Source organism: Ruegeria sp. BE10 (assembly GCF_056538905.1).
In genome coordinates, this window is record NZ_JBQFTX010000003.1 from 83,702 (window position 1) to 105,389 (window position 21,688).

Below are 21,688 nucleotides of genomic sequence, written 5' to 3' on the forward strand. Positions count from 1 at the left end.
TTGGCGTTTATACCCTGAGCGTAGACAACATTTCTCGGTGGGCGCAAGCCACAGTTTCAATTTTTCCCAAACAGATGGTAAAACCGCCGAAATCAGACGCAGCCGAGCACCACCCCAATCGCGGACAGCTTCAGAAGGTGTAATTCAATCCAAAACGCAAACCACGGTAGCGAGGGGTGGATTTTGTTGAGAACCCGTTGTCAAATTCAACCTCGCGCGAGTCGAATTGCACGTATTCAAACTCACCCGTGATCGACCAGTTGTCGTTCAGACTGTGTTCTGCACCGATACTGGCTGAAAACCCATTGCGAGAGTCACTGTCTTCAAAGGATTGAACCGTGCCGCCCGTGGACAGGCTGCTTGACGTTGTGATGTCACCCTGCACGTACCCGACCGAGACAAAATACAGAACGGTGCCGCTCTTGTTGGTCAAACCGTTGCGAAAACGTAGGGAAATAATGTCCGAAACCTCAGATCCGCCAGTAACAGCTACAGTGCCAATATCCATCGACACCTCATCGTCGATCTTTCCGAAGTCATAGCCGAGTTCGAACCCATAAACATAATCCCGGCCGCCGATTGCCGGTAGAACACCACGCCAACCGCCACGGATACCACCGTAGCCGCCACTCAGGTCCAGCTCTCCGATTTCGAAAAGATCCGTCTGGGTACGCAGTCCGAATCGGTCCGTGCCACCAGATGCATAGGCCCCGCTCAGGCCCAGATAGAACGCGCTAACGTCGCTGCCCAAACGCTTGGGACTGACAACCGGGGGATCCGTCACCCCCTGTTCAAGGTTACCCGCCACCGTTGCGCTGGAAAAAAGTGACAGCACCAGCACCGCCGGAAAAACAAACCGGCCGTTTGGCCCAAAGAAACGTGTTAGGAATTTCACTCGTACCCTCCATCGTCCTGGCCCGAAAACAGGGTCAGCACCGACCTGAATTTTAGGAAACAGAAACCCTTTTCCCAAATACGTCCGGCTTTTGTCCGAACATAGTTACCGGCGATAAATCAAGGGTTAATTTATGGAACAATTACCCACTATGGCTTTCAAACAGCACTTTGGGGGGGCATCAGATCAGCTCACCGGCCAGCGAATTTGCCCCTGAGGCGGTGATTTGAACACCTCGCAATTCTCCGACCGCGACATCGGCGTCAGACACGTGAACTGAATGTAAATACTCGGATTTCCCGACCATCTGGCCTGGCAGCCGTCCAGATTTTTCAAACAGAACCTTGACCTTGCGCCCTACCATTGCGTCCTGAATTTCCCGCTGATGCCGCGTGATCAGGGCCTGCAGGCGCTGAAGACGGTCATCCGCCGCATCAGGATCAACCTGAGGCCGCTCGGCTGCAGGCGTTCCCGGACGTGTCGAGTATTTGAAGGAATAGGCATAGCCGTATTTGACCTCTTCCACCAAATCCATGGTGGCCTGGAAATCCTCTTCGGTCTCTTCAGGGAAGCCAACGATGAAGTCCCCAGACATCACGATATCGGGCCGCGCAGCGCGGATACGTTCGATCAGGCGCAGATAGCTTTCGGCGGTGTGGCTGCGGTTCATGCGTTTGAGGATTCGGTCCGAGCCTGACTGCACCGGCAGATGCAGATACGGCATCAGCTTCTCGCAGGTTCCGTGCGCCTCGATCAGGTCGTTGGCCATGTCATTGGGGTGCGAGGTGGTAAAGCGGATGCGCTCCAACCCATCAACCTTGTTCAACTCCCAAATCAGCCCTGCCAGTGTCATGTCTCCGTTTGCACCAGCCCCGTGATAGGCGTTGACGTTCTGACCCAACAGAGTGATCTCACGCACGCCGCGTTCAACCAGGTCTTGCGCCTCGCGGATAATACGATCTGCGGGTCGGCTGACTTCGGCACCGCGGGTATATGGCACCACGCAGAAGGCACAGAACTTGTCACAGCCTTCCTGCACGGTCAGAAACGCCGTCGGGCCACGCTTGGCCTTGGGACGGTTTTTGAGCTTTTCGAACTTGTCCTCTTCGGGGAAATCCGTGTCCAGCGCCTTGGCACCGGTGCGCGTCTTCGCCTCCATCTCGGGCAGGCGATGATAGCTTTGCGGCCCTACGACCAGATCAACCAGCGGCTGACGGCGCATGATCTCTTCGCCTTCGGCCTGTGCCACACACCCCGCCACGCCGATCTTGAGGTCAGGCTTTTCCGCCTTTAGGCCCTTGAACCTGCCAAGTTCAGAATAGACCTTTTCGGCGGCCTTTTCCCTGATATGGCAGGTGTTCAGCAAGATCATGTCGGCATCATCGGGGCTTTGCGTTTCCACATAGCCCTGCCCACCCAGCGTCTCGGACATGCGTTCGCTGTCGTAGACGTTCATCTGGCAACCGTAGGTTTTGATATACAGCTTTTTGGGTTCCGACATGGGTATGGCCTTTGCGCTGACGGGATCGGCGTCATCTATACCCTACGAACGCCGCTTGCAATGCCGGGGCGGATACCCGATTTTGACAGCAGATTCCAGCAAAGTGGAACCGGACAGGCAATGCAATACGACTCTCTCGACGATTTCCTCACCTCAGGCAAATCCGCCCTGGCCAAGGGCCCTGTCGCGCTGATCTTTGTTGAAGACAATGTCGAGGTCGACAGCACGCTCCGGCACCATCTGCATCTGGGCTTTAAGTCCGTGATTGCCTTCATGCCGCAGGATTTCGCACTGGGTTCTGAATTGTCTGACCGCATCCACAGGGTCACCCTGACCTGCGTACCCAGCACAGTTGCATTCGACACAATCAACAGGATCATTCAGGCCGCGCCGGGTATCTGGATGTATTATTGCTATAACGCCGAGTACCTGTTCTTTCCGTTTTGCGAGACCCGCACGGTGGGCGAATTGCTGGCCTTCCACGCCGAGGAACGCCGCGACGCGATGCTCAGCCATGTCGTCGACCTTTATGCTGATGACCTGAACACGTTTCCAAACGGCGTCGCCCCGGATCACGCCATGCTGGACAGCACAGGGTATTACGCCCACACCCGCCATGACGCCGAAGGCCACCCGATCGAGAGGCAGCTCGACATGTCCGGCGGCCTGCGCTGGCGGTTCGAAGATCACATCCCTTATGAACGCCGCCGCATCGACCGGATTGCTCTGTTCAAATCGCGCAAGGGGCTGGAATTGTGGCCCGACCACACCTTTAACGAGCCGGAATACAACACCTATTCCTGCCCTTGGCATCACAATATGACGGCAGCCGTGTGTTCGTTCCGCGCCGCCAAAGCGTTGAAGACCAACGCGGGGTCCACCTTCGACATTCCAAGTTTCTGTTGGCACAACTCGGTGCCATTTCAGTGGAAATCCGGCCAATTGCTCGATCTCGGACTGATCGAATCGGGCCAGTGGTTTTGAGCCCGTTCTAGCGTCGTAGCAGCACCGGGAACCAGTCCTCGCGCAGGCGTTGACCGGGCGTCATGCCATGGCCAGGGTACGGCGGTGAAGTCCGGCCTGGACGCTCCACATACCGTGCATCATCCCCGACCAAACGCAGCGAAAACGCCCGACGGCGGCTGTCTGATTGGTTACCGCGCGCGCCGTGCAGCGTGCGATAGTTGAACGCCACTGCATCACCCGGCTCCATTTCGAATTCCACGACCTTCATGTCCTCGGCATCCGGGTCCGGAACGGGGATGTACTGGCCTTCGTCGGGGAAGAACCCTTCTTCCGATACCCAGCGGGTCGGCAACACCTCTTTCTCCCAACGGTGTGACCCCGCCACGCAGCGCAGCGTCGCTTTTTTAACCGGGTCGAGCGGCGACCAGAAGCTGATGGTCTGCTGCCCCTCGACAAAGTAATATGGACCATCCTGATGCCACGGTGTCGCCATTGAGGTACCGGGCTCTTTGACCAGAACGTGATCGTGAAACATCTGCACGGTTTGGGACTGCATCAGATCCGCTGCAACCTCGGCCACCGGAGAGTTTTCGATTACATCCCGGAACTGATCAATCCGCGACCAGTTGCAGTAATCGTCAAAGAACAGACCGGTCTCGCCCTGTTTCTTGTTTTCTGACGCGTACGGGCCGGGTTCTGCCATATTCGCGGCAACGCCTTCGCGCAGCGCTTCGACGTGACCGGTATAAAGCCCCTTGATCAGGACCACGCCGTCCTGCTGGAAAGTGTCGATCATCTCTTGCGTGACCAGAGGGTGCGTCATGTCAGTCTCCGTGCCATAGGGTTGTGTGATCTGCACATGACAAAGTCCTCTGTTCAAGTAATATCTTTCAAAGGTAGACTTAACTTCATGTTATATATTTCCCTGCGCCAATATGAATATGTCTGCGCCATCGGGCGGCATGGCAGCCTGTCCGCCACCGCACTGCACTTGAATGTCTCGCAACCTGCGCTGTCCAACGCATTGACGCGGGTCGAGGAACAGCTGGGTTATCCCCTGTTCGCCCGCAGGCGCGGAGCAGCCATGGCGCTGACACCACAGGGCCGCAGTTTCATTGATGAGGCCGAGGCGCTGCTGGCCAGTGCCGCCCGGTTGGAAAATGCCACTGATAGAGACGTGGGTAAGACCCGGTTGCGGCTGGGGTGTTTTGTTGATCTGGCGCCCTTCCTGCTTTCACGCGCCTTGCGCCAGTTGCGTGTGCAGATGCCGGACGTTGCAATCACCTACAGGGTGGACAGTTTCGAAGGGCTGATCTCGGGCCTGATTGACGGGCGGATTGACATTGCCCTGACCTATGGGCTCAGCATGGATGCAGGTTTTACCCAGCAGACGCTGTTCACAAGCATGCCGCATGCTCTGCTGGCGCCGGATCATCCCTTGGCCGCACACAGCGACGTTTCCCTTCAGGACCTAGCGGCCCACCCGCTGATCCTGTCAGAGGAAGGGTTGTCGGCACAGCATGTATTGGGGCTGTTTCGCCAGATCGGGGAAAACCCAACGGTCGCACATCGCGCGGCCTCGTTGGAAATTCAGCGCAGCCTTGCGGCACATGGCGAAGGGGTTGCGATCAGCTATGCCAATCCCCCCGGCCATACCAGTTATGATGGGATGCCCTTGCTAAGCCTGCCCGTTTCGGACCCATTTACGGCAGAACCCGTGGTGCTGGCACGACATGGCACTGGCCCCTCGGACACGCAGATTGCGACCGCCGAGCAGGCCCTATCTGATCTAAAACCGTAAGATTACTTTTTGCGCAGGCGGATCACGACGTCGACCGATGCGATTTCAACCCCTTCGGGTGCCTCGGGTAAGCGCTGAATCACCAGTTGATCCGAGGGCGCATCGCTTAGGCGGCTTTCATCCTCCCAGAAAAAGTGGGGGTGATCATGGGTGTTGGTGTCGAAATAGCTTTTTGACCCGTCCACCGTGATTTCCTGCAGCACCCCGGCGTCGCAAAACGCGCGCAGGGTGTTGTACACGGTCGCCAGTGAAACAGCATCGCCGTTTTTCTTGGCCGCATCAAACAGGCTTTCGGCTGTGACATGACGATGTTTACCGTCGCCCACCAGCAATTCGGCCAAGGCAACGCGCTGACGCGTCGGGCGTAATCCTGCGTCAACCAACCAGGAAGTCGCTATGTTTTGGCTCTGAGGTGTCATGAATCCGATACCTGTTCTTTTCTGAACTATATATAAGTGTTCCGGCCAGGCAATTTCAAATGAAATTCATTCGCAAAGAATGCCCTGAACACAACATGATGTGGGCGACCGCTCTTGCAGGACCTTGCATACGGGTGCTAGGTGAGGCCAGATTAGATAAACGGACCCCTGGCAGGAGAGGCGGCAGAATGGCCCAATTCCCGAGCAGCTTTGACAAAGACGATCTGCTGAAATGCGCCCGTGGCGAGTTATTCGGCCCCGGTAACGCGCAGCTACCTGCTCCGCCGATGCTGATGATGGACCGCATCACCGACATTTCGGAAGATGGCGGTGCGCACGGAAAAGGCCATGTGCTGGCCGAATTCGATATTACCCCGGACCTGTGGTTCTTTGACTGCCACTTCCCTGGAAACCCAATCATGCCCGGATGTCTTGGGCTGGACGGTCTGTGGCAGCTTACCGGCTTCAACCTGGGCTGGCGTGGCTGGCAGGGGCGCGGCATGGCGGTGGGCGTGGGCGAGGTCAAACTGACCGGCATGGTGCGCCCGGACCGTAAAATGCTGACCTACAAGATTGATTTCAAGAAAGCGATCCAGACTCGCCGCCTGACGATGGGCGTGGCAGATGGTATCGTCGAAGCGGACGGCGAAATGATTTACGACGTCAAAGATATGAAAGTCGTTCTGTCCGAAGCCTAAGCCGGACTGGCTTGAAATAAGGAGCACGCACATGCGTCGAGTAGTTGTCACCGGTCTGGGGGTTGTCTCTTCCATCGGGAACAATGCCGAAGAGGTTCTGGCCTCACTCAAGGCCGGTAAATCCGGCATCGTGGCCAATGAGCAGATGGTCGAACATGGCTTTCGCAGCCAAATCGCCGGATCGCTGGATATTGATGTATCCGAGCATGTAGACAAGCGCACCCTGCGCTTCATGGGGCCCGGCGCGGCCTATGCCCATATAGCCATGACCCAGGCAATTGCAGATTCAGGCCTGACCGAGGATCAGGTTCAAAACCCACGCACCGGGCTTGTCGCCGGATCGGGCGGCCCGTCGACCAGCGCCATGCTGACCGCGCATCAGACGGTGCTGAAAACCGGCGCAACCAAGCGCATCGGCCCCTTTGCGGTTCCGAAATGTATGTGCTCGACGATTTCCGCGAACTTGGCAACCGCGTTTAAGATTAAGGGCATCAACTATTCGATCACATCGGCCTGTTCGACCTCGCTGCATTGCATCGGCAACGCGGCCGAACAGATCATGCTGGGCAAACAGGACGTTATGTTCGCCGGCGGCGGTGAAGAACTAGACTGGACCCTATCCTGCCTGTTCGACGCGATGGGCGCGATGTCCTCGAAATACAACGACTCGCCCGACAAAGCCTCGCGCGCGTTCGACCAGAATCGCGACGGGTTCGTGATTTCGGGCGGCGGCGGCATCGTCGTGCTTGAGGATCTGGAGCACGCGCTGGCCCGCGGCGCCAAGATTTATGCCGAAGTGACCGGCTATGCCGCGACCTCGGACGGCCACGACATGGTAGCCCCGTCTGGTGAGGGTGGCGAGCGCGCGATGCGTCTCGCCCTGTCGACACTGCCCGAAGGCCGCAAGGTCGGATACATCAACGCCCACGGCACCTCGACCCCGGTCGGCGACGTGGGTGAGGTTGAGGCCGTGCGCCGTATCTTTGGCGAAGGCAACGTGCCCCCGATTTCATCAACCAAGTCGATGACGGGCCACGCACAGGGTGCCGCAGGCGCGCTTGAGGCGGTGTTCTGCCTGCTGATGCTGCACCATGATTTCATTACTCCGTCGATCAACGTCGACACACTTGCCGAAGGCATCCTGCCCGGTGAAATTGCAACTCAAGTAGTTGAAAACGCAGGCTTGGACAGCGTGATGACCAACAGCTTCGGCTTTGGTGGCACCAACGGGTCCATGGTTCTGTCAAAGTATAACGGGTGAATACGATGTCGGATACTCTCAAGGGCAAACGCGGCCTGATCATGGGCGTGGCAAATGACCGCTCGATTGCATGGGGCATTGCCAAGGCCATGCACGAAGCCGGCGCAGAACTGGCGTTCACCTATCAGGGCGAAGCGTTCGGTAAGCGGCTGGAGCCATTGGCGCAAAGCCTAGGCAGCGATTTCATGGTGGATGCGGATGTCACCGACGACGAATCTTTGGACCGTGCTTTCGATGAGCTGGGCGCGCGCTGGCCTAGCATCGACTTCGTAGTTCACGCGATTGCCTACTCGGACAAATCCGAGCTGACGGGCCGGTTCCTCAACACCACGCGGGCGAATTTCAAACACTCCATGGATGTGTCTGCCTATTCGTTTATCGAGGTTGCGCGCCGCGCTTACCCGTTGATGAAGGACAATGGCGGTTCACTGCTGACGCTGACCTATCAGGGTTCGAACCGCGTTGTGCCAAACTACAACGTCATGGGCGTGGCCAAGGCAGCACTGGAATCGGCGACACGCTATCTGGCCAATGATCTGGGCCCCGAAGGCATCCGAGTGAACGCCATCTCGCCCGGCCCGATGAAAACGCTGGCAGGTGCGGCCATCGGCGGCGCGCGCAAGACCTACAAGTTCTGCGATCAGAACGCACCGATGCGCGCGAACGCAACGCTCGAAGCCGTCGGTGGCACTGCAGTTTACCTGACTTCGGACGCGGGGTCTTGCACCTCGGGCGAGATCATTCGGGTGGACGGTGGCTTCCACGTTCTGGGCATGCCACAACCCGATCACATGTGACCTGATCTTTCCCTGTCCGCGCCAAGATTTAACCATCTTTTCCGGGCAGTGATAGCGGCATGAGCAAAGCAGAACAAATCATCGCCACCACCACACGGGCATCCCGGCGCAAATCGGGTTTTCTGGGGCAACGCGGCCGGATCGCATTGCTGGCCCTGACCACGCTGCTGATGCTGTTTGTGTTCTTCACACAGGCAGAAGTCCGCACCACTCTCACATCCTGGACCAGCCTGATTTCAGGCTGATCCAACACGCTGGCCCACAGTTGTCAGTTGATTGAAACAACCTCGATATCAAAAATCAGATCCTGACCGGCCAACGGGTGATTGGCGTCCAGCGTGACGGTTGCGTCATCCACCTCCACCACCGTCACAGGCAGCGCTTGCCCATCCGGTGTCTGCATCTGTAGCTGAGTGCCGGGCTCAAGCGGGATGTCATCCGGTATCCCTTCGCGGGGGATCTGCTGCCGCATCGCCGGATTGATCGGGCCATAGGCATCCACGCAGGCAATCTCGACTCGTTTTTTTTCGCCCGCTGTCAGACCGGGCATGGCCGTATCCAGACCGGGAATGATTTGACCGGACCCAACCACAAATTCCAGCGGGTCGCGCCCTTCGGAACTGTCGAACACGTTTCCGTCCAGCAAAGTACCCTTGTAATGGATGCGAACCGTGTCGCCTTGTTTGATCTCGGTCATAGGTGGCCTCCGGCCGTTAAGAAATTGAGCGGCCAACCCTAGGGGGTAACGCGCTATTGTAAACCCTCCCCCCTTTTGTGCCTGCATCACTTGTGCCAACCTGCGCGCGAATGAGGGAGGGGAATTGATGCCGATCACCACTTGCGTATTCGATGCCTACGGCACGCTGTTCGACGTTGCCGCCGCCGCGCGGCAAGCCGCATCCGAGCCAGGGTTCGAGAAGCTGCAACAGAAATGGCCCGAATTGGCAAATCATTGGCGGCTGAAACAGTTGCAATACACTTGGCTGCGCGCGATCACCGATGCCCATGCCGATTTCTGGGATGTCACGCAAGACGGGCTGGACTGGGCGTTGGACGCCACCGGGCTTGAGGGCGATCCCACCCTGCGCCAACGTCTGCTGGACCTGTATTGGGAATTGCAGGCCTATCCGGAAGTGCCCCAGATGCTGACCGCCCTGAAAGAGGGCGGTCTGAACACCGCGATTCTGTCCAACGGGTCGCCGCCCATGCTGGATGGTGCGGTGCAATCGGCAGGAATCGGCGGCGTGCTGGACGACGTGCTGTCAGTCGAAAGTGTTGGCGTCTTCAAACCTCATTCCAGTGTCTACGATCTGGTGCAGCAGCGTTTCGACTGTGCCCGTAACGAGGTACTTTTTGTCAGCTCGAACGGGTGGGACGCCGCCGGGGCCAGCGGGTACGGGTTCGTAACCGCCTGGGTTAATCGTGCAGATGGGCCAATGGATCGCTTGCCATGGACGCCCGCACATGTTCTGTCCGACCTGACAACGATCCCTCAACTGGCCGGAGTTTAATGGCTTTTTTCACCACGTCTGATGACAGGCGCCTTTTCTTCGATGACATCGGTGCCGGTACTCCGGTGCTGTGCCTTGCTGGGCTGACCCGCAACAGCCAGGATTTCGCGTTCCTGGCGCCACATATCACCGATGTGCGGATGATCACGATGGATTACCGGGGGCGCGGGCAATCGGATCATGACCCGGACTACATGAACTATAACATCGTTCGCGAATCCCTTGATGTGATCGAACTGCTGGATCATCTCAGATTGGACCGTGCGGTTGTCTTAGGCACTTCGCGCGGTGGGTTGATTGCCATGGCGCTGGCCGTCAGTCATCCCGAACGGCTGTCCGGGGTGATTCTGAATGATGTCGGCCCTGTGTTCGACCCTGTAGGTATTGCCAAGATCATGGATTATGTAGGCAAACAGCCGACTTCAAAAACCTATGACGAGGCCGCGAAAATCTTACAGCAGGTGATGGAACAGAAATTCCCCGGGGTTTCGCTGGACCGGTGGCGGCAGCAGGCGGAAATCCAACACGAACTGACCAACGATGGCCTGACGTTGCGCTATGATCCGGCCTTGCGCACTGCATTACTGGAACAAGCCGCTGCGGGCAAAATTCCGGATTTGTGGATGTTCTTCGAAGCCTTGCGCGATATTCCGACAGGTGTCATTCGGGGCGCAAATTCGGATGTTCTCGGCAAGGATACGCTGGTCGAGATGCACAAACGTCACCCCGATCTTATCTCGGCAGAAATACCGGATCGCGGCCATGTGCCGTTTCTGGACGAACCGCAGTCTTTAGCCCTTATGCGCAAGGTATTGGATACCGTATGAGCACTTTGGAGATGATCGAAGCCGCCGCCGATCGGCTGCGTGGTCACATTCGGGAAACACCGCTGCTCACCTCGTCGTTTCTGGATGACCTGGCCGGTCGTCGGGTGCTGGTAAAGCCCGAATGCCTGCAACATACGGGCAGCTTCAAGTTCCGTGGCGCGTGGTCGGCGATCTCGGCGCTGAACGCTCAGGACCGACAGCGCGGCGTGATCGCCTATTCCTCGGGCAATCACGCGCAAGGCGTGGCTTTGGCGGCAACACGGCACGGCATTTCGTCAGTGATCATCATGCCCTCGGACGCGCCCCAGTTGAAGATCGACAACACCCGCGCGCTGGGGGGTGAGGTCGTCCTGTATGATCGCGCAAACGAAAGCCGCGAGGAGATTGGCGAATCCCTGGCTACCGAACGCGGCCTGACCCTGATCCGCCCTTATGATGAACCGCAGGTAATCGCCGGTCAGGGCACCACCGGGCTGGAGCTTGTTCGGCAGGCCGCCGAAATGGGCGTTAAGCAAGGCGATGTTTTGGTCTGCTGCGGTGGCGGCGGGCTGACTTCAGGGATCGCTCTGGCGTTGGAAGGTCACGCACCCGGTTTGCGCGCCCGCCCCTGTGAGCCCGAAGGGTTCGACGACGTCAAACGCTCATTGGCCAGCGGTCAAATTCAGGCCAATGCTGAAACTGCGGGCAATATCTGTGACGCGATCCTGACGCCGCAGCCCGGACAGATTACCTTTCCAATTCTCAGCCGCTTGTGTGGTCCGGGGCTATCGGTCACTGAAGAGGAAGCCATGCGTGCGATGGCTCTGGCCTTTCTGCGTTTGAAAATCGTGCTAGAACCGGGCGGCGCGGTATCGTTGGCTTCTGCCCTTTTCCGCAAGGAAAAAATCGAAGGCGACGCGGTGATCGTCGTGGCCTCGGGGGGCAATGTGGACCCGGAAGTCTTTGGAAAAGCGCTGGAATTCCTGACCTGACATTGATCAATGTTTGGGTCAACCTGATTCCTTAAAGTATGACGACAGGGGATTGTGTCATGCAGATCGCAGATATTGGAGAAGTGCAGCTGCACTATCGCGTCGATGGTGATCCAAACGGCGCGCCCATTGTTTTTGCCAACTCGCTAGGAACCGACCTGCGCCTTTGGGACGCGATGCTGCCGCATCTGCCTGCCGGTTTACGGATCATTCGCTATGACAAGCGCGGGCATGGCCTGTCGTCACAACCGCCTGCCCCGTATTCCATGGGCGCGCTGGTGCGCGATGCCGAGGCATTGCTGGATCTGTTGGACGTTCGCGATTGCGTCTTTGTCGGCCTGTCCATCGGCGGTTTGATCGCGCAGGGATTGGCGGTAAAGCGTATGGATCAAATCCGCGCGCTGGTCCTGTCGAACACCGCCGCCAAGATCGGCATCCCTTCAATCTGGCAGGACCGTATGGATGCGGTGCGCCAAGGCGGTATCGAAGCGCTGGCCGATGCGACGATGGAACGGTGGTTTTCCAAAAATTTCTGCTCAGAGCCGAAACACTTGCTGTGGCGCAACATGATGGTGCGACAGCCCGTTGACGGTTATCTGGGTTGCTGCGCGGCGATTTCGGGCACGGATTTCTACACCCCCACCAGCGGTTTGCGCCTGCCGACGCTGGGCATTGCCGGCAGCGAGGACGGCTCGACCCCTCCGGATCTGGTGCGCGAAACCGTTGAACTTATCCCTGGCTCGAAATTCGAATTGATGCGCCGGGCCGGTCACCTGCCTTGTGTTGAACAACCGGCGGAATACGCCGCCCTGCTGCGTAATTTTCTGATCGATATTGGACATATTTGAAGGAGCACTGTTTTGGCAGATTTTCTGTTGATCCATGGATCGTGTCATGGCGCATGGTGCTGGCGTGATGTCATTCCCGCCCTGACGGCACTGGGTCACACGGCGCGCGCAATTGACTTGCCCAGCCACGGCTCGGACCCGACACCGATTGCCGATGTCACGCTGGACAGTTGCCGAGATGCAGTTCTTTCGGCTTCGACTCAGAAAACGATCCTCGTTGGCCATTCCTGGGGCGGCTATCCCATCAGCGCCGCCGCCGAGGCGGCCCCGAACGCAATGCGGGCCCTGATCTATCTGTGCGCATATGTTCCGCAAGACGGCCTTTCGATGATTGAGATGCGCAAAAGGGCCCCGCGCCAACTGGTCGTTGATGCCGTCGAAAAATCCACCGATTGCCTGTCCTACACGTTCAGGCCAGACATGGTGCAAGATTTGTTTTATCACGATTGCGCACCTGAAACCGTACCCTATGCCCTTGCGCGCATGTGCCCTCAGCCCATCGCACCGCAGGAAACCCCGCTGTCCGTTGCAGATAATTTCGCGCGCGTCCCCAAGGCTTACATCACCGCGACGGACGACCATACGATCCCAAGGGAATACGAAGAACAAATGAGCCACGTCGCGCCCGAAGATTTGCGGACAACAATCAACAGCTCGCATTCTCCGTTCTTCTCTCATCCCCGCCTTCTGTCCGAAATTCTGGACGATCTGGAACAAAAATTACCGGCGGCATGACCTGACGTTACAGGTGCTTCACAGGTGAACGAAGCGTGATAGGGTCCGGGCGAATCTCGCGAGCGGTTTCTATGCGTCTACCTTTTCTCTTCGTACTCGGCACGGTGATGATCGACGCCATGGGCATCGGTCTGGTGTTGCCCATCATGCCAGAGCTGATCATCGAGGTTCAGGGCGGCACTTTGGCCGACGCAGCGATCTGGGGCGGTGTGCTCAGCACCGCCTTTGCCGCGATGCAATTTGTATTTGGGCCAATTCTGGGCAACCTATCCGACGCCTATGGCCGGCGCACTGTGCTGTTGGTGTCCTTGTTCGTCATGTCGCTGGACTATGTGGTGATGGCGATTGCCGGCAGCATCTGGTTGCTGTTGGTCGGGCGCATCGTGGGTGGCATCACCGCGGCCACCCATGCCACGGCGGCGGCGTTCATGGCGGATGTCTCGAAACCGCACGAAAAGGCGGCGAATTTTGGCCTGCTGGGTGCCGCCTTCGGGGTGGGGTTTGTGCTGGGCCCAGTTATCGGTGGGTTACTGAGCGAATACGGAACCCGCGCGCCTTTTTGGGCGGCAGCCGCCTTGTCCGCGTTGACTTTTCTGGCGGGCCTTCTGGTCATGCCGGAAACGGTGACCGACAAAACCCGCCGGGCCTTCAGCCTGCGCCGCGCCAATCCGGTCAATTCTTTGCGTGCCATCGCATCCTTACCCGGCATCCGCCCGATGCTGTGGGTCTATTTCCTCTACTCGGTGTCCATCTACGTTTACCCCGCAATCTGGGCCTATTTCACAACCGAGCGCTTTGGCTGGTCACCTCAAATGATCGGTCTGTCACTGGGCGTGTACGGGATCGGCATGGCCGCTGTACAAGGTGGCCTGATCCGCCCCGCGACCCGGTACCTGGGTGAGAGGGTAACGATCATCTACGGTATGGCTTTCGAAGTGGTCAGCTTTCTGCTGCTGGCTTTCCTGACCAATGGCTTCATCGCTCTGATGCTGATCCCGATTACCGCAGTCGGTGCGGTGGTGACCCCTGCCCTGCAGGCCCTGACATCCCGCGCAACCCCGGATTCGCAACAAGGTGAGTTGCAGGGTGTGCTGACCTCGCTGCACGCGCTGTCGATGGTGATTTCGCCACTGGTGATGACTAGCGTGTTCGCTCATTTTGCCCATCCTGACGCGGCGATCTACCTGCCCGGCGCGCCATTCCTGCTGGCCCTGGTTCTGATGGTCGTCGGATTTGTCTTATTTTTGCGATCGCGCCCTGTCGTGGCGTAACAACGACGCCTGGATGACGGTTTCCGTCTTGCGACATGCAGTTTCCCGCGCCACCGTGATCAAAAGGGAGTGAGGGACCACATGCAAACCATCAAAGCCGCCGTCTGCCGGGCGTTTGACGAACCTCTGGTCATCGAAGACGTCTTGCTGGCACCGCCGGGCGCGGGCGAGGTCGAAGTGACACTTGAGGCCGTGGCGATCTGCCATTCCGATATCACCTTTGCTAGCGGGGCATGGGGTGGGCATTTGCCTGCCGTCTATGGCCACGAAGCCGCCGGAGTGATCACCGCGATTGGCGACGAGGCCGGGGGTTTTAAGGTTGGCGACCCAGTAGTTGTTACCCTAATCCGCGCCTGCGGGTCCTGCCCGTCTTGCGCAGGCGGCCAGCCAACCATCTGCGAAACGCCTTACGACACCGTCAAAGGACCGTTGCAGACAGTGGACGGAGGTCCCTTAGATCAGGCTATGGCTTGCGGTGCCTTTGCCGAAAAGGTTGTCGTCAGCCACCGGCAAATCGTGAAACTCCCGGCCGAGATGCCGAAAGACGTGGCCAGCCTCCTGTCCTGCGGCGTGATCACCGGGGTCGGTGCGGCGGTGAATGCCGCGAAGCTACGCCCAGGTCAGGACGTGGTGGTCATCGGCGCGGGTGGTGTCGGGTTAAACGCCATTCAGGGGGCCCGTATCGCTGGGGCCCGTCGGATTGTGGCCGTCGACATGACCGAGGAAAAGCTGGACATCGCCATGGAATTTGGCGCGACGCATGGCGTGCTGGCCAGTCAGGATCAACCGTGGAAAGCCGCCTTCAAGGCACTGGGTGGGCGCGGCGCGGATGCGGTTCTGATCACCGTCGGTGCAATTCCGGCCTATGATCAGGCCCCGCGTTATTTGGGTCGGGGCGGCCGGGCGATCATGATCGGCATGCCGCATTCGGGCGATATGTCCAGCTATGAACCAGTGGTTCTGGCCGCGCTGGGTCAGGGCATGGTGGGTTCGAAAATGGGCGACGTGGTCATTCAGCGCGATATCCCGTGGATGATCGACCTGTATGAACAGGGGAGGCTGAAACTGGACGAGCTGATCTCGGGCCGGTGGTCCCTGGATCAGATCAACGAGGCAATCGAAGACACCAAAACCGGATCCGCCAAGCGCAACGTGATCCTGTTCGACAGGGGCTGACGCCATCCAAGGGGAGGACACCGGATGAAACTGCAGGACCTCGACATCATCGTTACCGCCCCACCTGCGCCGGGCTGGGGTGGACGGTACTGGATTTTAGTCAAAGTGACGACAGATACCGGGATCACCGGCTGGGGGGAATGTTATGCTTCATCCGTCGGTCCCGACGCGATGCAGCACGTGATCCGGGACGTGTTCGAACGGCATATGCTGGGCGAAAATCCCGAAAACATCGAGTTGATGTTCCGCCGTGCCTATTCCAGCGGCTTTACTCAGCGTCCCGATCTGACTGTCATGGGCGCGTTTTCGGGGCTTGAAATTGCCTGTTGGGACATTCTGGGCAAGGATCGTAACCGCCCGGTCTATGCCTTACTGGGTGGGGTGATGAACCAGCGCATCCGGGCCTACACCTACCTTTACCCCCTGCCGCAACATGATCTGTCCGATTTCTGGACTTCACCCGATCAGGCCGGTGAGTGCGCGGCCGAGATGGTACGGCGGGGATTCACCGCGGTAAAATTCGACCCGGCAGGCCCTTACACGATCCGCGGCGGGCATATGCCTGCGATGTCCGATATCTCAATGTCGGTCGCGTTCTGCAAAGCGATCCGCGAGGCCGTGGGGGACAGGGCCGACCTGTTGTTCGGCACCCATGGTCAGTTCAACACCGCAGGCGCAATCCGGTTGGGTCAAGCGTTGGAGCCCTACTCTCCGCTGTGGTTCGAAGAACCCACCCCCCCCGACATGATCGAGGATATGGCCCGCGTCGCCAGCAACGTCCGCATCCCTGTCGCAACCGGAGAACGTATGACCACCAAGGCCGAATTTGGCGCGGTACTTCGTGCCGGGGCTGCCGAAATCCTGCAACCCGCCCTTGGCCGCGCTGGTGGCATATGGGAGATGAAGAAGGTCGCCGCCATGGCCGAGGTGTTCAATGCCCAAATGGCACCGCATCTATATGCCGGACCAATCGAGTGGGCCGCAAATATCCATCTGGCCGCGTCGATCCCAAATCTGTTGCTGCTGGAAACCATCGAAACGCCTTTCCACGATCAGCTGATCAAAGGCACTTTGCGTGTCGATGATGGTTTCGTGACCGCCCCAACCACACCCGGCCTTGGGATCGAGGTGGACGAGGACCTGGCCCGTGCGCATCCCTACACCGGCGACGGGCTACATTTGCAAATGCAGGAAGAACCTTGCGACTATGTCAACGGCAACGCCTTTCAAGGGGGTGCGCCAGCGACCGAGGGGTGACAACCAAACCGGTTTCAGGGCATATTGGTCCAACCATATTGCGAACAAACAGGCTGCGTGTGACCCCCAAAGCCCAAGACACCGAAGGCGCACATTCTGAAAACCCCGCGGACATGAAAGAAAGCGCCGCGCGGGCTGCGGCGTTTCTGAAAACACTGGCCCATGAAGGCCGGCTCATGATCCTGTGCCATCTGGGCGACGGCGAAAAATCAGTGGGTGAGTTAGAGGACCTGCTGCAAATCCGGCAGGCCGCCGTCAGCCAGATGCTGGCCCGGTTGCGGCAGGAACGGCTGGTGTCCACGCGAAGAGACGGCAAGACCATCTATTACTCGCTGCAGGACGGCAACACCGCGCAGGTCATCGGGCTGCTTTACGAATTGTTCTGTAAGCCCAGGATCTAGTTCGAAACGTACCCAGCGATCACCTGCATTAGCTTGAATGCGGTAGCGGCATCGTTTTCGACCACCGCCAGGAATTCCTCTTCCCCGATCCGCAAGCAGGACAGTTCCGTCTCGGCAATCATACTCAGGGCGCGGGGCTCCTTGCGGATCAGCCCCAGTTCCCCCACCAGTGCCCCCGGCCCCACTTTTGTGATCAGTTGATCCGGGCCTTCCATCTGCGGCAGGTACAGCCCGGCCTCGCCTTCAAGCACCACATAGGCCCCATCGGTGGGTTGGTCATCTTTCAGAAACACAACCTCGCCCGGCTTGGCATCGAACCAGCGCGCACCAAAGGCCAGCAGGCGCAACTGCCTGCGGTCAAGACCGGAAAACAGCGGCGTCTGTTCCAATGCGCGCAGCTTGCGCGCCAGATCGGCTGAGGCGGCGCTATCCTCTTCCACGGCATCATACCCTCCGTCCGAGACCACACGACCTTGCCGGATTTCGACAAACATGTCGAATACATCCGGATTTTCGAACTGGTCGTTCAGATAGATGACTGTCGTGTCGGGCAGCAACTGACGCAGGTTTTTGTAAACAGCAACTTGTGTCGCCATGTCATAGCTGGCGAGCGCGTTTTCCAGGATCAGGATGTCCGGCTTTTTGATCGTCGCGCGGGTAAAGGCCAGTGGTTCGGCAAAAACGGCGGGCAAGTTCTGACCACCGATTGCGACCGGGACGTCATAAATCAGTTCGACCACCAGCGGGCGCGCGCCGTTTTCGTCCAGCACATCGACAATCAGCTTACGCGCCTCGTCCGAACGACCGCCCCCGATCTGACTGACTTTGCCGAACAGGGCGTTTTCCATAACGGTCAGACCCGGCGCAAATGCCGTTTTGTCCAGCGAGACGAAAACGTCATGCAACCGCCCCAGCAATTTCTCGGAATGGCTGTGACGTAGTTCGAGGATTCGGTTCTTTAACTCATCGGTAAAGGCAGGCCCAATCTGTTCCGCCGAAATCACGAATGGCACCGCCAGCAGATTGGCCAGTTGTTCGTCATCCAGACCGGATACGCCCTCATTCCTGGTCCGCTCGACCAGTTCCAGCGCGGCCTCATAGGTTTGCGCTTCAAGTCCCAGCTTGCGGAACAGCGGGTGGTCGGTGCCGTCCAGACCAAAGATCTGACGCAGCATCTCGATCACATCGCGGGTCAGACCAACCAGTGTTTCGTCCAACCCCAACTCGCGCAGTTGTCCCAAAAAGACGGTTTGACGCGCCAGCAATTCCTGCGTGACCGGCACACGCGGCGTGGCAAACAGCAGGTTTTCCACCACCGGCAAGGCCGGGTTGTAGGTGTCGCGATAAAACACCAAAGCTTGTTGTTCCAGCCCAGCCTTTTGCACCGCCTGCTGGACCAAGGGGCGCAGCTCGACCAATTTGCTGGCCAATTCCGGGTGTTCAATCGGATCAAACACTTGCTCTGATCCACGCTGGAACAAAGCCGCCCCCGACCCCATGCCGTCAATCAGGTGCAACCACCAATCGCGCAGCGCGTCGGGGCTGTCCAACCCGGCCTGAGACGGGTCAAGCCACTCGGCATCATACGGATCGGCGCTGTTGCCTGCCCGCTGTGTCTCAGCAAAATCAGGGTCGTCGGACTGCGTTGTCAGCGGCCTCTGACGCATCGGCATCATCACATTGTCGCCCAACGTCCCCTGAAACATGACCGGGCGTGACGAAGCGTAGCCGATGCGCGCGGCCACCACACTCTGGTGCAGGTTCGACAGGTTTTCGCCACCAATCTCGACCCGACCCGCGCTGGGCAGGATTTCCCGCGTCAGCAACTCAGCAACGGCGCGCCGGTCCTCTTCGCTGGGGGCCGCAATCCCAACAGTTTGTCCGCCTTTAAAGGTAAGGTTCAGATCATCCAAAACCTGATTGCCATCCATATCCCGAACCGAGACCCGATCCAGCGCGATATCCCCATTCAGATGTGGTCGCGTTTCGGGCTCGCCTTCGAACAGCTTTTCATCGGGCATTCCCGGCGGGGCAAAACGTTCGATCACCACGTCCCAACGCAGCGACATGTCCTGCGTCTGGTTGTAGTAGGTCAGCAGCTCTTTCCAGGGCGAGCTCAGGTCCTTATACGCCGCCAACGCCGCCACGAGCGCCCCCAATGAGACTGAGCCCTGCAATACCAGAAGGCCGCCAATCAAATAGAACATGAACGGCGTCAGCTGCGAGATGAAGTTGTTGATGAACTTCATAAAGAACTTTTTCTGGTAGATCTCGAACCGGATGCCGAACAGCCGTCCCAACTGTTCCGATATCATCGCCCGGCGATAACGCCAGCCGCCATTGGCCCGCAGGGTCGAAGCCCCGGCGGCATTCTCGCCAATTTGCGCGGCCAAAACGCGGACTTCTTGAATGCGTTTCTTGTTCAGTAAGTTGATCTGACGCTGCAGCTTGGGAATCAGCCACGCCTGCAGCGGTATCAAGGCCACAGCGGCCAGCCCGAACCAGACGCTTTGCAGGAACAGGAACGACAGGATCGTGATCATCTGTCCCGCCTGCAGAACCGGCTGGCTGATCGCATCGCCCATAAGCCCACCCATAGGTTCGCTTTCGGCGGTGATCATCGACACCATTTCGCCCTGGCTGACCCGCTCGAAATACGGTTGGGGGAAACGCAGGGCGCGGTTGATCAGCTGATACCGGAAGCGGCGCAGCATCCGTTCGCTCAGCACACCCTTCATGGTGTTGATACGCATCTTCATCAGGCCATGCGCCAGCACCGCCAGTAGGAACGCGCCGCACAGAATAATCAGGAATGTGGTTTGCGGTACCTGATACCCCAGAACATCCACAATCGGGCTGGCTGCACCAATGGCATCGTTGATAATGCGCTTGGGCAATTCCAGTGTCAGATACAGCAGCGGGAACAGCGTAGACGTCACGGCCAGCAGAATTAGCTGATCGCGTTTTGAGTACTTCCAAATAAACCGGAAAATCGAACGTTCTATGGATCCTGCCCCTGTTTTGAATCACCGATCCGATCTGAAAGAAATTGCGGCGCATCCAACACGCTGAATTTACAGCATTCGTGACCACTGACGCAAATAGTTTCCAGTTTGCACATAAATTCGCCATGTGTGATCTAGTTTATTTGCGCCGCACCAGTTTAGCCCCTAGAGTTCGCTTTAGGACGATATCGGGAGAAACAATTTGACCGCCAGCTTGGGCGCAGTGTTGTTGATGCTCTGCTTGTTGCAGATCAAACATATGTTCGCGGATTTCTACCTTCAGACACCCAAAATGCTATCGGGTCGTGGTGAGTATCTTCACTGGGGTCGCGCGCAACATGCCGGCGTACATGTTATCGGATCCGTTATTGTCTTTGTGCTGTTCGGTGCGCCTTGGGCTTTTATTCTTATAATTGCCGCCCTGGAATGGTTCATACATTTCAACATCGATTTTGCCAAAGCCAGTTATTCTGACAAGAAAAAACTGATGCCAACACAGGCTGCTTTTTGGCGCGCTGCGGGTCTGGACCAGTTGATGCACAACCTGACTTATATCGCGATGGTCTGGGCCTGGGCGAAATTCGCCACCTGATCTGTTGGCCGTTTCAGGCGAAATCTATCAGGGCTGACGCGCGATAGGCTGCCAGCCATTGCTGGTCCAACGCATCAAGCTTGCTAGTGTCGAACCTGTCCGCAACTTCCCAATACCGCCCCGAGGGCACGTGATACCCCAGCTCATTTTCCGATTGGATAATGGTCTGCATCGCGTCGGTTTCGGGTAAGTCGTCTCTTACAAGATCACCGATTTCGACGGACGGAAACAGCAGGCGGCTCTCCCCTTTTGACAGCCTGACGACCTGGCATCCCTGATCTGCACCAAACAGCGCCAGGCGCGCCGATTTAGCCTCGAGCGACCGCAAAGTGATATCCGTACGCAAAGGATCAGCCTGACCGGTTCCGTAGAAATGCGTCTTCCCGGTATCCGGGTAGATCATGTCACAGCCGAAAAAGGCCAGCACCGCAGGCCTTAGCGCCGCCAAGACCCAATAGCCCGCGGTAAACGCCATCGTTCCGCCAGCGTAGACAAACCCACCAAACCCATTTTGCGCCGGTACATAGTCCTGCGCCGTGATGATCCGCTGATGCGGGGCAAGTCCAGTTGGATGGTTTGTTATCGGGAAATCTTCGGGGTGGATCAGAATGTCCCAATCTGGCCGGATGCGCCAGGCGTTATTGATCGCGACAATATGGGTAAAGGGATCGCGCGCCCAGCCTTGCGCGGCCAAGGCGCCGGGCGCGCTGCCCAGTATCAGAACTCGGTTCGATGGTTCAGTCATCCAGGACCCCA

The 21,688-nt window shown here is 58.1% G+C and carries 23 protein-coding genes; 16 read left to right on the forward strand and 7 right to left on the reverse strand.

Annotation, left to right across the window (positions count from 1 at the left end; genetic code table 11):
• Positions 1 to 130 precede the first annotated feature (130 nt).
• Both ACR0M2_RS08510 and miaB read right to left on the reverse strand, forming a co-directional pair.
• A complete protein-coding gene (locus ACR0M2_RS08510) occupies positions 131 to 895 on the reverse strand; it encodes an outer membrane protein (RefSeq protein ID WP_170351772.1) in 765 nt (254 codons plus the stop codon).
• Positions 896 to 1,076: 181 nt separating this feature from the next.
• The gene (gene miaB, locus ACR0M2_RS08515) at positions 1,077 to 2,396 is read right to left on the reverse strand and encodes a tRNA (N6-isopentenyl adenosine(37)-C2)-methylthiotransferase MiaB (protein WP_480704609.1); all 1,320 of its coding nucleotides are present in this window, start codon (positions 2,394 to 2,396) and stop codon (positions 1,077 to 1,079) included.
• A 120-nt stretch (positions 2,397 to 2,516) separates the two neighbouring features.
• Here miaB and ACR0M2_RS08520 point away from each other — a divergent pair, with 120 nt between their 5' ends.
• Positions 2,517 to 3,380 carry a hypothetical protein gene (locus ACR0M2_RS08520; RefSeq protein WP_480704611.1) on the forward strand — a complete coding sequence of 288 codons (864 nt, stop codon included), beginning with the start codon at positions 2,517 to 2,519 and terminating at the stop codon, positions 3,378 to 3,380.
• A 7-nt stretch (positions 3,381 to 3,387) separates the two neighbouring features.
• Here ACR0M2_RS08520 and ACR0M2_RS08525 read toward each other — a convergent pair whose 3' ends face one another.
• Positions 3,388 to 4,185, reverse strand: coding sequence for a phytanoyl-CoA dioxygenase family protein (locus ACR0M2_RS08525; RefSeq protein ID WP_480704613.1), 798 nt, complete (start codon positions 4,183 to 4,185; stop codon positions 3,388 to 3,390).
• 87 nt (positions 4,186 to 4,272) lie between these two features.
• Between ACR0M2_RS08525 and ACR0M2_RS08530 the strand changes: the two genes are divergently transcribed.
• Positions 4,273 to 5,163: a LysR family transcriptional regulator gene (locus ACR0M2_RS08530; RefSeq protein WP_480704615.1), complete on the forward strand. Its 891-nt coding sequence runs from the start codon at positions 4,273 to 4,275 to the stop codon at positions 5,161 to 5,163.
• Between the two features lie 2 nt (positions 5,164 to 5,165).
• Here the strand turns inward: ACR0M2_RS08530 and irrA are convergent, their stop codons facing one another.
• Positions 5,166 to 5,582, reverse strand: coding sequence for an iron response transcriptional regulator IrrA (gene irrA, locus ACR0M2_RS08535; RefSeq protein WP_170351777.1), 417 nt, complete (start codon positions 5,580 to 5,582; stop codon positions 5,166 to 5,168).
• 188 nt (positions 5,583 to 5,770) lie between these two features.
• Between irrA and fabA the strand changes: the two genes are divergently transcribed.
• Genes fabA through ACR0M2_RS08555 form a run of 4 tightly spaced genes read left to right on the forward strand, consistent with a single transcriptional unit; the run spans position 5,771 to position 8,583 of the window.
• Positions 5,771 to 6,280 (forward strand): bifunctional 3-hydroxydecanoyl-ACP dehydratase/trans-2-decenoyl-ACP isomerase, encoded by a 510-nt coding sequence (gene fabA, locus ACR0M2_RS08540; RefSeq protein WP_058283235.1) that lies wholly within the window; start codon positions 5,771 to 5,773, stop codon positions 6,278 to 6,280.
• A 31-nt stretch (positions 6,281 to 6,311) separates the two neighbouring features.
• Positions 6,312 to 7,541 carry a beta-ketoacyl-ACP synthase I gene (gene fabB / locus ACR0M2_RS08545; RefSeq protein WP_170351778.1) on the forward strand — a complete coding sequence of 410 codons (1,230 nt, stop codon included), beginning with the start codon at positions 6,312 to 6,314 and terminating at the stop codon, positions 7,539 to 7,541.
• 5 nt (positions 7,542 to 7,546) lie between these two features.
• A complete protein-coding gene (locus ACR0M2_RS08550; protein ID WP_170378949.1) occupies positions 7,547 to 8,338 on the forward strand; it encodes an enoyl-ACP reductase FabI in 792 nt (263 codons plus the stop codon).
• Positions 8,339 to 8,397: 59 nt separating this feature from the next.
• Positions 8,398 to 8,583, forward strand: a complete 186-nt coding sequence (locus ACR0M2_RS08555) for a hypothetical protein (RefSeq protein ID WP_170351780.1) — start codon at positions 8,398 to 8,400, stop codon at positions 8,581 to 8,583.
• A 23-nt stretch (positions 8,584 to 8,606) separates the two neighbouring features.
• On the opposite strand, the gene ACR0M2_RS08560 is transcribed toward ACR0M2_RS08555, so the two are convergent.
• Positions 8,607 to 9,035, reverse strand: coding sequence for an FKBP-type peptidyl-prolyl cis-trans isomerase (locus ACR0M2_RS08560; RefSeq protein ID WP_170351781.1), 429 nt, complete (start codon positions 9,033 to 9,035; stop codon positions 8,607 to 8,609).
• 127 nt (positions 9,036 to 9,162) lie between these two features.
• Here ACR0M2_RS08560 and ACR0M2_RS08565 point away from each other — a divergent pair, with 127 nt between their 5' ends.
• From ACR0M2_RS08565 to ACR0M2_RS08605, 9 genes are all read left to right on the forward strand, one after another.
• Positions 9,163 to 9,849 (forward strand): haloacid dehalogenase type II, encoded by a 687-nt coding sequence (locus ACR0M2_RS08565; protein ID WP_480704617.1) that lies wholly within the window; start codon positions 9,163 to 9,165, stop codon positions 9,847 to 9,849.
• Positions 9,849 to 10,676 carry an alpha/beta fold hydrolase gene (locus tag ACR0M2_RS08570; RefSeq protein WP_480704619.1) on the forward strand — a complete coding sequence of 276 codons (828 nt, stop codon included), beginning with the start codon at positions 9,849 to 9,851 and terminating at the stop codon, positions 10,674 to 10,676. The genes ACR0M2_RS08565 and ACR0M2_RS08570 overlap by 1 nt, the downstream gene beginning before the upstream one ends.
• Positions 10,673 to 11,647, forward strand: a complete 975-nt coding sequence (locus ACR0M2_RS08575) for a threonine ammonia-lyase (protein WP_480704621.1) — start codon at positions 10,673 to 10,675, stop codon at positions 11,645 to 11,647. The genes ACR0M2_RS08570 and ACR0M2_RS08575 overlap by 4 nt, the downstream gene beginning before the upstream one ends.
• A gap of 59 nt (positions 11,648 to 11,706) precedes the next feature.
• A complete protein-coding gene (gene pcaD, locus ACR0M2_RS08580) occupies positions 11,707 to 12,495 on the forward strand; it encodes a 3-oxoadipate enol-lactonase (protein WP_480704623.1) in 789 nt (262 codons plus the stop codon).
• Positions 12,496 to 12,507: 12 nt separating this feature from the next.
• Positions 12,508 to 13,230 carry an alpha/beta fold hydrolase gene (locus ACR0M2_RS08585; protein ID WP_480704624.1) on the forward strand — a complete coding sequence of 241 codons (723 nt, stop codon included), beginning with the start codon at positions 12,508 to 12,510 and terminating at the stop codon, positions 13,228 to 13,230.
• 71 nt (positions 13,231 to 13,301) lie between these two features.
• A complete protein-coding gene (locus ACR0M2_RS08590) occupies positions 13,302 to 14,501 on the forward strand; it encodes a TCR/Tet family MFS transporter (protein WP_480704626.1) in 1,200 nt (399 codons plus the stop codon).
• Positions 14,502 to 14,582: 81 nt separating this feature from the next.
• Positions 14,583 to 15,677 (forward strand): Zn-dependent alcohol dehydrogenase, encoded by a 1,095-nt coding sequence (locus ACR0M2_RS08595; protein WP_170351788.1) that lies wholly within the window; start codon positions 14,583 to 14,585, stop codon positions 15,675 to 15,677.
• Between the two features lie 24 nt (positions 15,678 to 15,701).
• Entirely contained in the window at positions 15,702 to 16,934 is a 1,233-nt protein-coding gene (locus ACR0M2_RS08600) for a mandelate racemase/muconate lactonizing enzyme family protein (RefSeq protein ID WP_480704628.1), read from the forward strand.
• Between the two features lie 113 nt (positions 16,935 to 17,047).
• A complete protein-coding gene (locus ACR0M2_RS08605; protein WP_480704949.1) occupies positions 17,048 to 17,335 on the forward strand; it encodes an ArsR/SmtB family transcription factor in 288 nt (95 codons plus the stop codon).
• Here ACR0M2_RS08605 and ACR0M2_RS08610 read toward each other — a convergent pair.
• On the reverse strand, positions 17,332 to 20,328 hold the full coding sequence (locus ACR0M2_RS08610) for an ABC transporter transmembrane domain-containing protein (protein WP_480704951.1): 2,997 nt from the start codon (positions 20,326 to 20,328) through the stop codon (positions 17,332 to 17,334). The genes ACR0M2_RS08605 and ACR0M2_RS08610 overlap by 4 nt on opposite strands.
• Before the next feature lie 244 nt (positions 20,329 to 20,572).
• Here ACR0M2_RS08610 and ACR0M2_RS08615 point away from each other — a divergent pair, with 244 nt between their 5' ends.
• A complete protein-coding gene (locus tag ACR0M2_RS08615) occupies positions 20,573 to 20,932 on the forward strand; it encodes a DUF3307 domain-containing protein (protein ID WP_413247483.1) in 360 nt (119 codons plus the stop codon).
• Between the two features lie 13 nt (positions 20,933 to 20,945).
• Here ACR0M2_RS08615 and ACR0M2_RS08620 read toward each other — a convergent pair whose 3' ends face one another.
• Complete coding sequence (locus ACR0M2_RS08620; RefSeq protein WP_170362466.1) at positions 20,946 to 21,677, reverse strand: hypothetical protein; 732 nt, start codon at positions 21,675 to 21,677, stop codon at positions 20,946 to 20,948.
• Positions 21,678 to 21,688: the final 11 nt, after the last annotated feature.

Coding starts and splice junctions, on each gene's coding strand:
- miaB (WP_480704609.1), bottom strand. CDS start 2,396: ATGTCGGAACCCAAAAAGCTGTATATCAAAACCTACGGTTGCCAGATG.
- ACR0M2_RS08520 (WP_480704611.1), top strand. CDS start 2,517: ATGCAATACGACTCTCTCGACGATTTCCTCACCTCAGGCAAATCCGCC.
- ACR0M2_RS08525 (WP_480704613.1), bottom strand. CDS start 4,185: ATGACGCACCCTCTGGTCACGCAAGAGATGATCGACACTTTCCAGCAG.
- ACR0M2_RS08530 (WP_480704615.1), top strand. CDS start 4,273: ATGTTATATATTTCCCTGCGCCAATATGAATATGTCTGCGCCATCGGG.
- irrA (WP_170351777.1), bottom strand. CDS start 5,582: ATGACACCTCAGAGCCAAAACATAGCGACTTCCTGGTTGGTTGACGCA.
- fabA (WP_058283235.1), top strand. CDS start 5,771: ATGGCCCAATTCCCGAGCAGCTTTGACAAAGACGATCTGCTGAAATGC.
- fabB (WP_170351778.1), top strand. CDS start 6,312: ATGCGTCGAGTAGTTGTCACCGGTCTGGGGGTTGTCTCTTCCATCGGG.
- ACR0M2_RS08550 (WP_170378949.1), top strand. CDS start 7,547: ATGTCGGATACTCTCAAGGGCAAACGCGGCCTGATCATGGGCGTGGCA.
- ACR0M2_RS08555 (WP_170351780.1), top strand. CDS start 8,398: ATGAGCAAAGCAGAACAAATCATCGCCACCACCACACGGGCATCCCGG.
- ACR0M2_RS08560 (WP_170351781.1), bottom strand. CDS start 9,035: ATGACCGAGATCAAACAAGGCGACACGGTTCGCATCCATTACAAGGGT.
- ACR0M2_RS08565 (WP_480704617.1), top strand. CDS start 9,163: ATGCCGATCACCACTTGCGTATTCGATGCCTACGGCACGCTGTTCGAC.
- ACR0M2_RS08570 (WP_480704619.1), top strand. CDS start 9,849: ATGGCTTTTTTCACCACGTCTGATGACAGGCGCCTTTTCTTCGATGAC.
- ACR0M2_RS08575 (WP_480704621.1), top strand. CDS start 10,673: ATGAGCACTTTGGAGATGATCGAAGCCGCCGCCGATCGGCTGCGTGGT.
- pcaD (WP_480704623.1), top strand. CDS start 11,707: ATGCAGATCGCAGATATTGGAGAAGTGCAGCTGCACTATCGCGTCGAT.
- ACR0M2_RS08590 (WP_480704626.1), top strand. CDS start 13,302: ATGCGTCTACCTTTTCTCTTCGTACTCGGCACGGTGATGATCGACGCC.
- ACR0M2_RS08595 (WP_170351788.1), top strand. CDS start 14,583: ATGCAAACCATCAAAGCCGCCGTCTGCCGGGCGTTTGACGAACCTCTG.
- ACR0M2_RS08600 (WP_480704628.1), top strand. CDS start 15,702: ATGAAACTGCAGGACCTCGACATCATCGTTACCGCCCCACCTGCGCCG.
- ACR0M2_RS08605 (WP_480704949.1), top strand. CDS start 17,048: ATGAAAGAAAGCGCCGCGCGGGCTGCGGCGTTTCTGAAAACACTGGCC.
- ACR0M2_RS08615 (WP_413247483.1), top strand. CDS start 20,573: ATGCTCTGCTTGTTGCAGATCAAACATATGTTCGCGGATTTCTACCTT.
- ACR0M2_RS08620 (WP_170362466.1), bottom strand. CDS start 21,677: ATGACTGAACCATCGAACCGAGTTCTGATACTGGGCAGCGCGCCCGGC.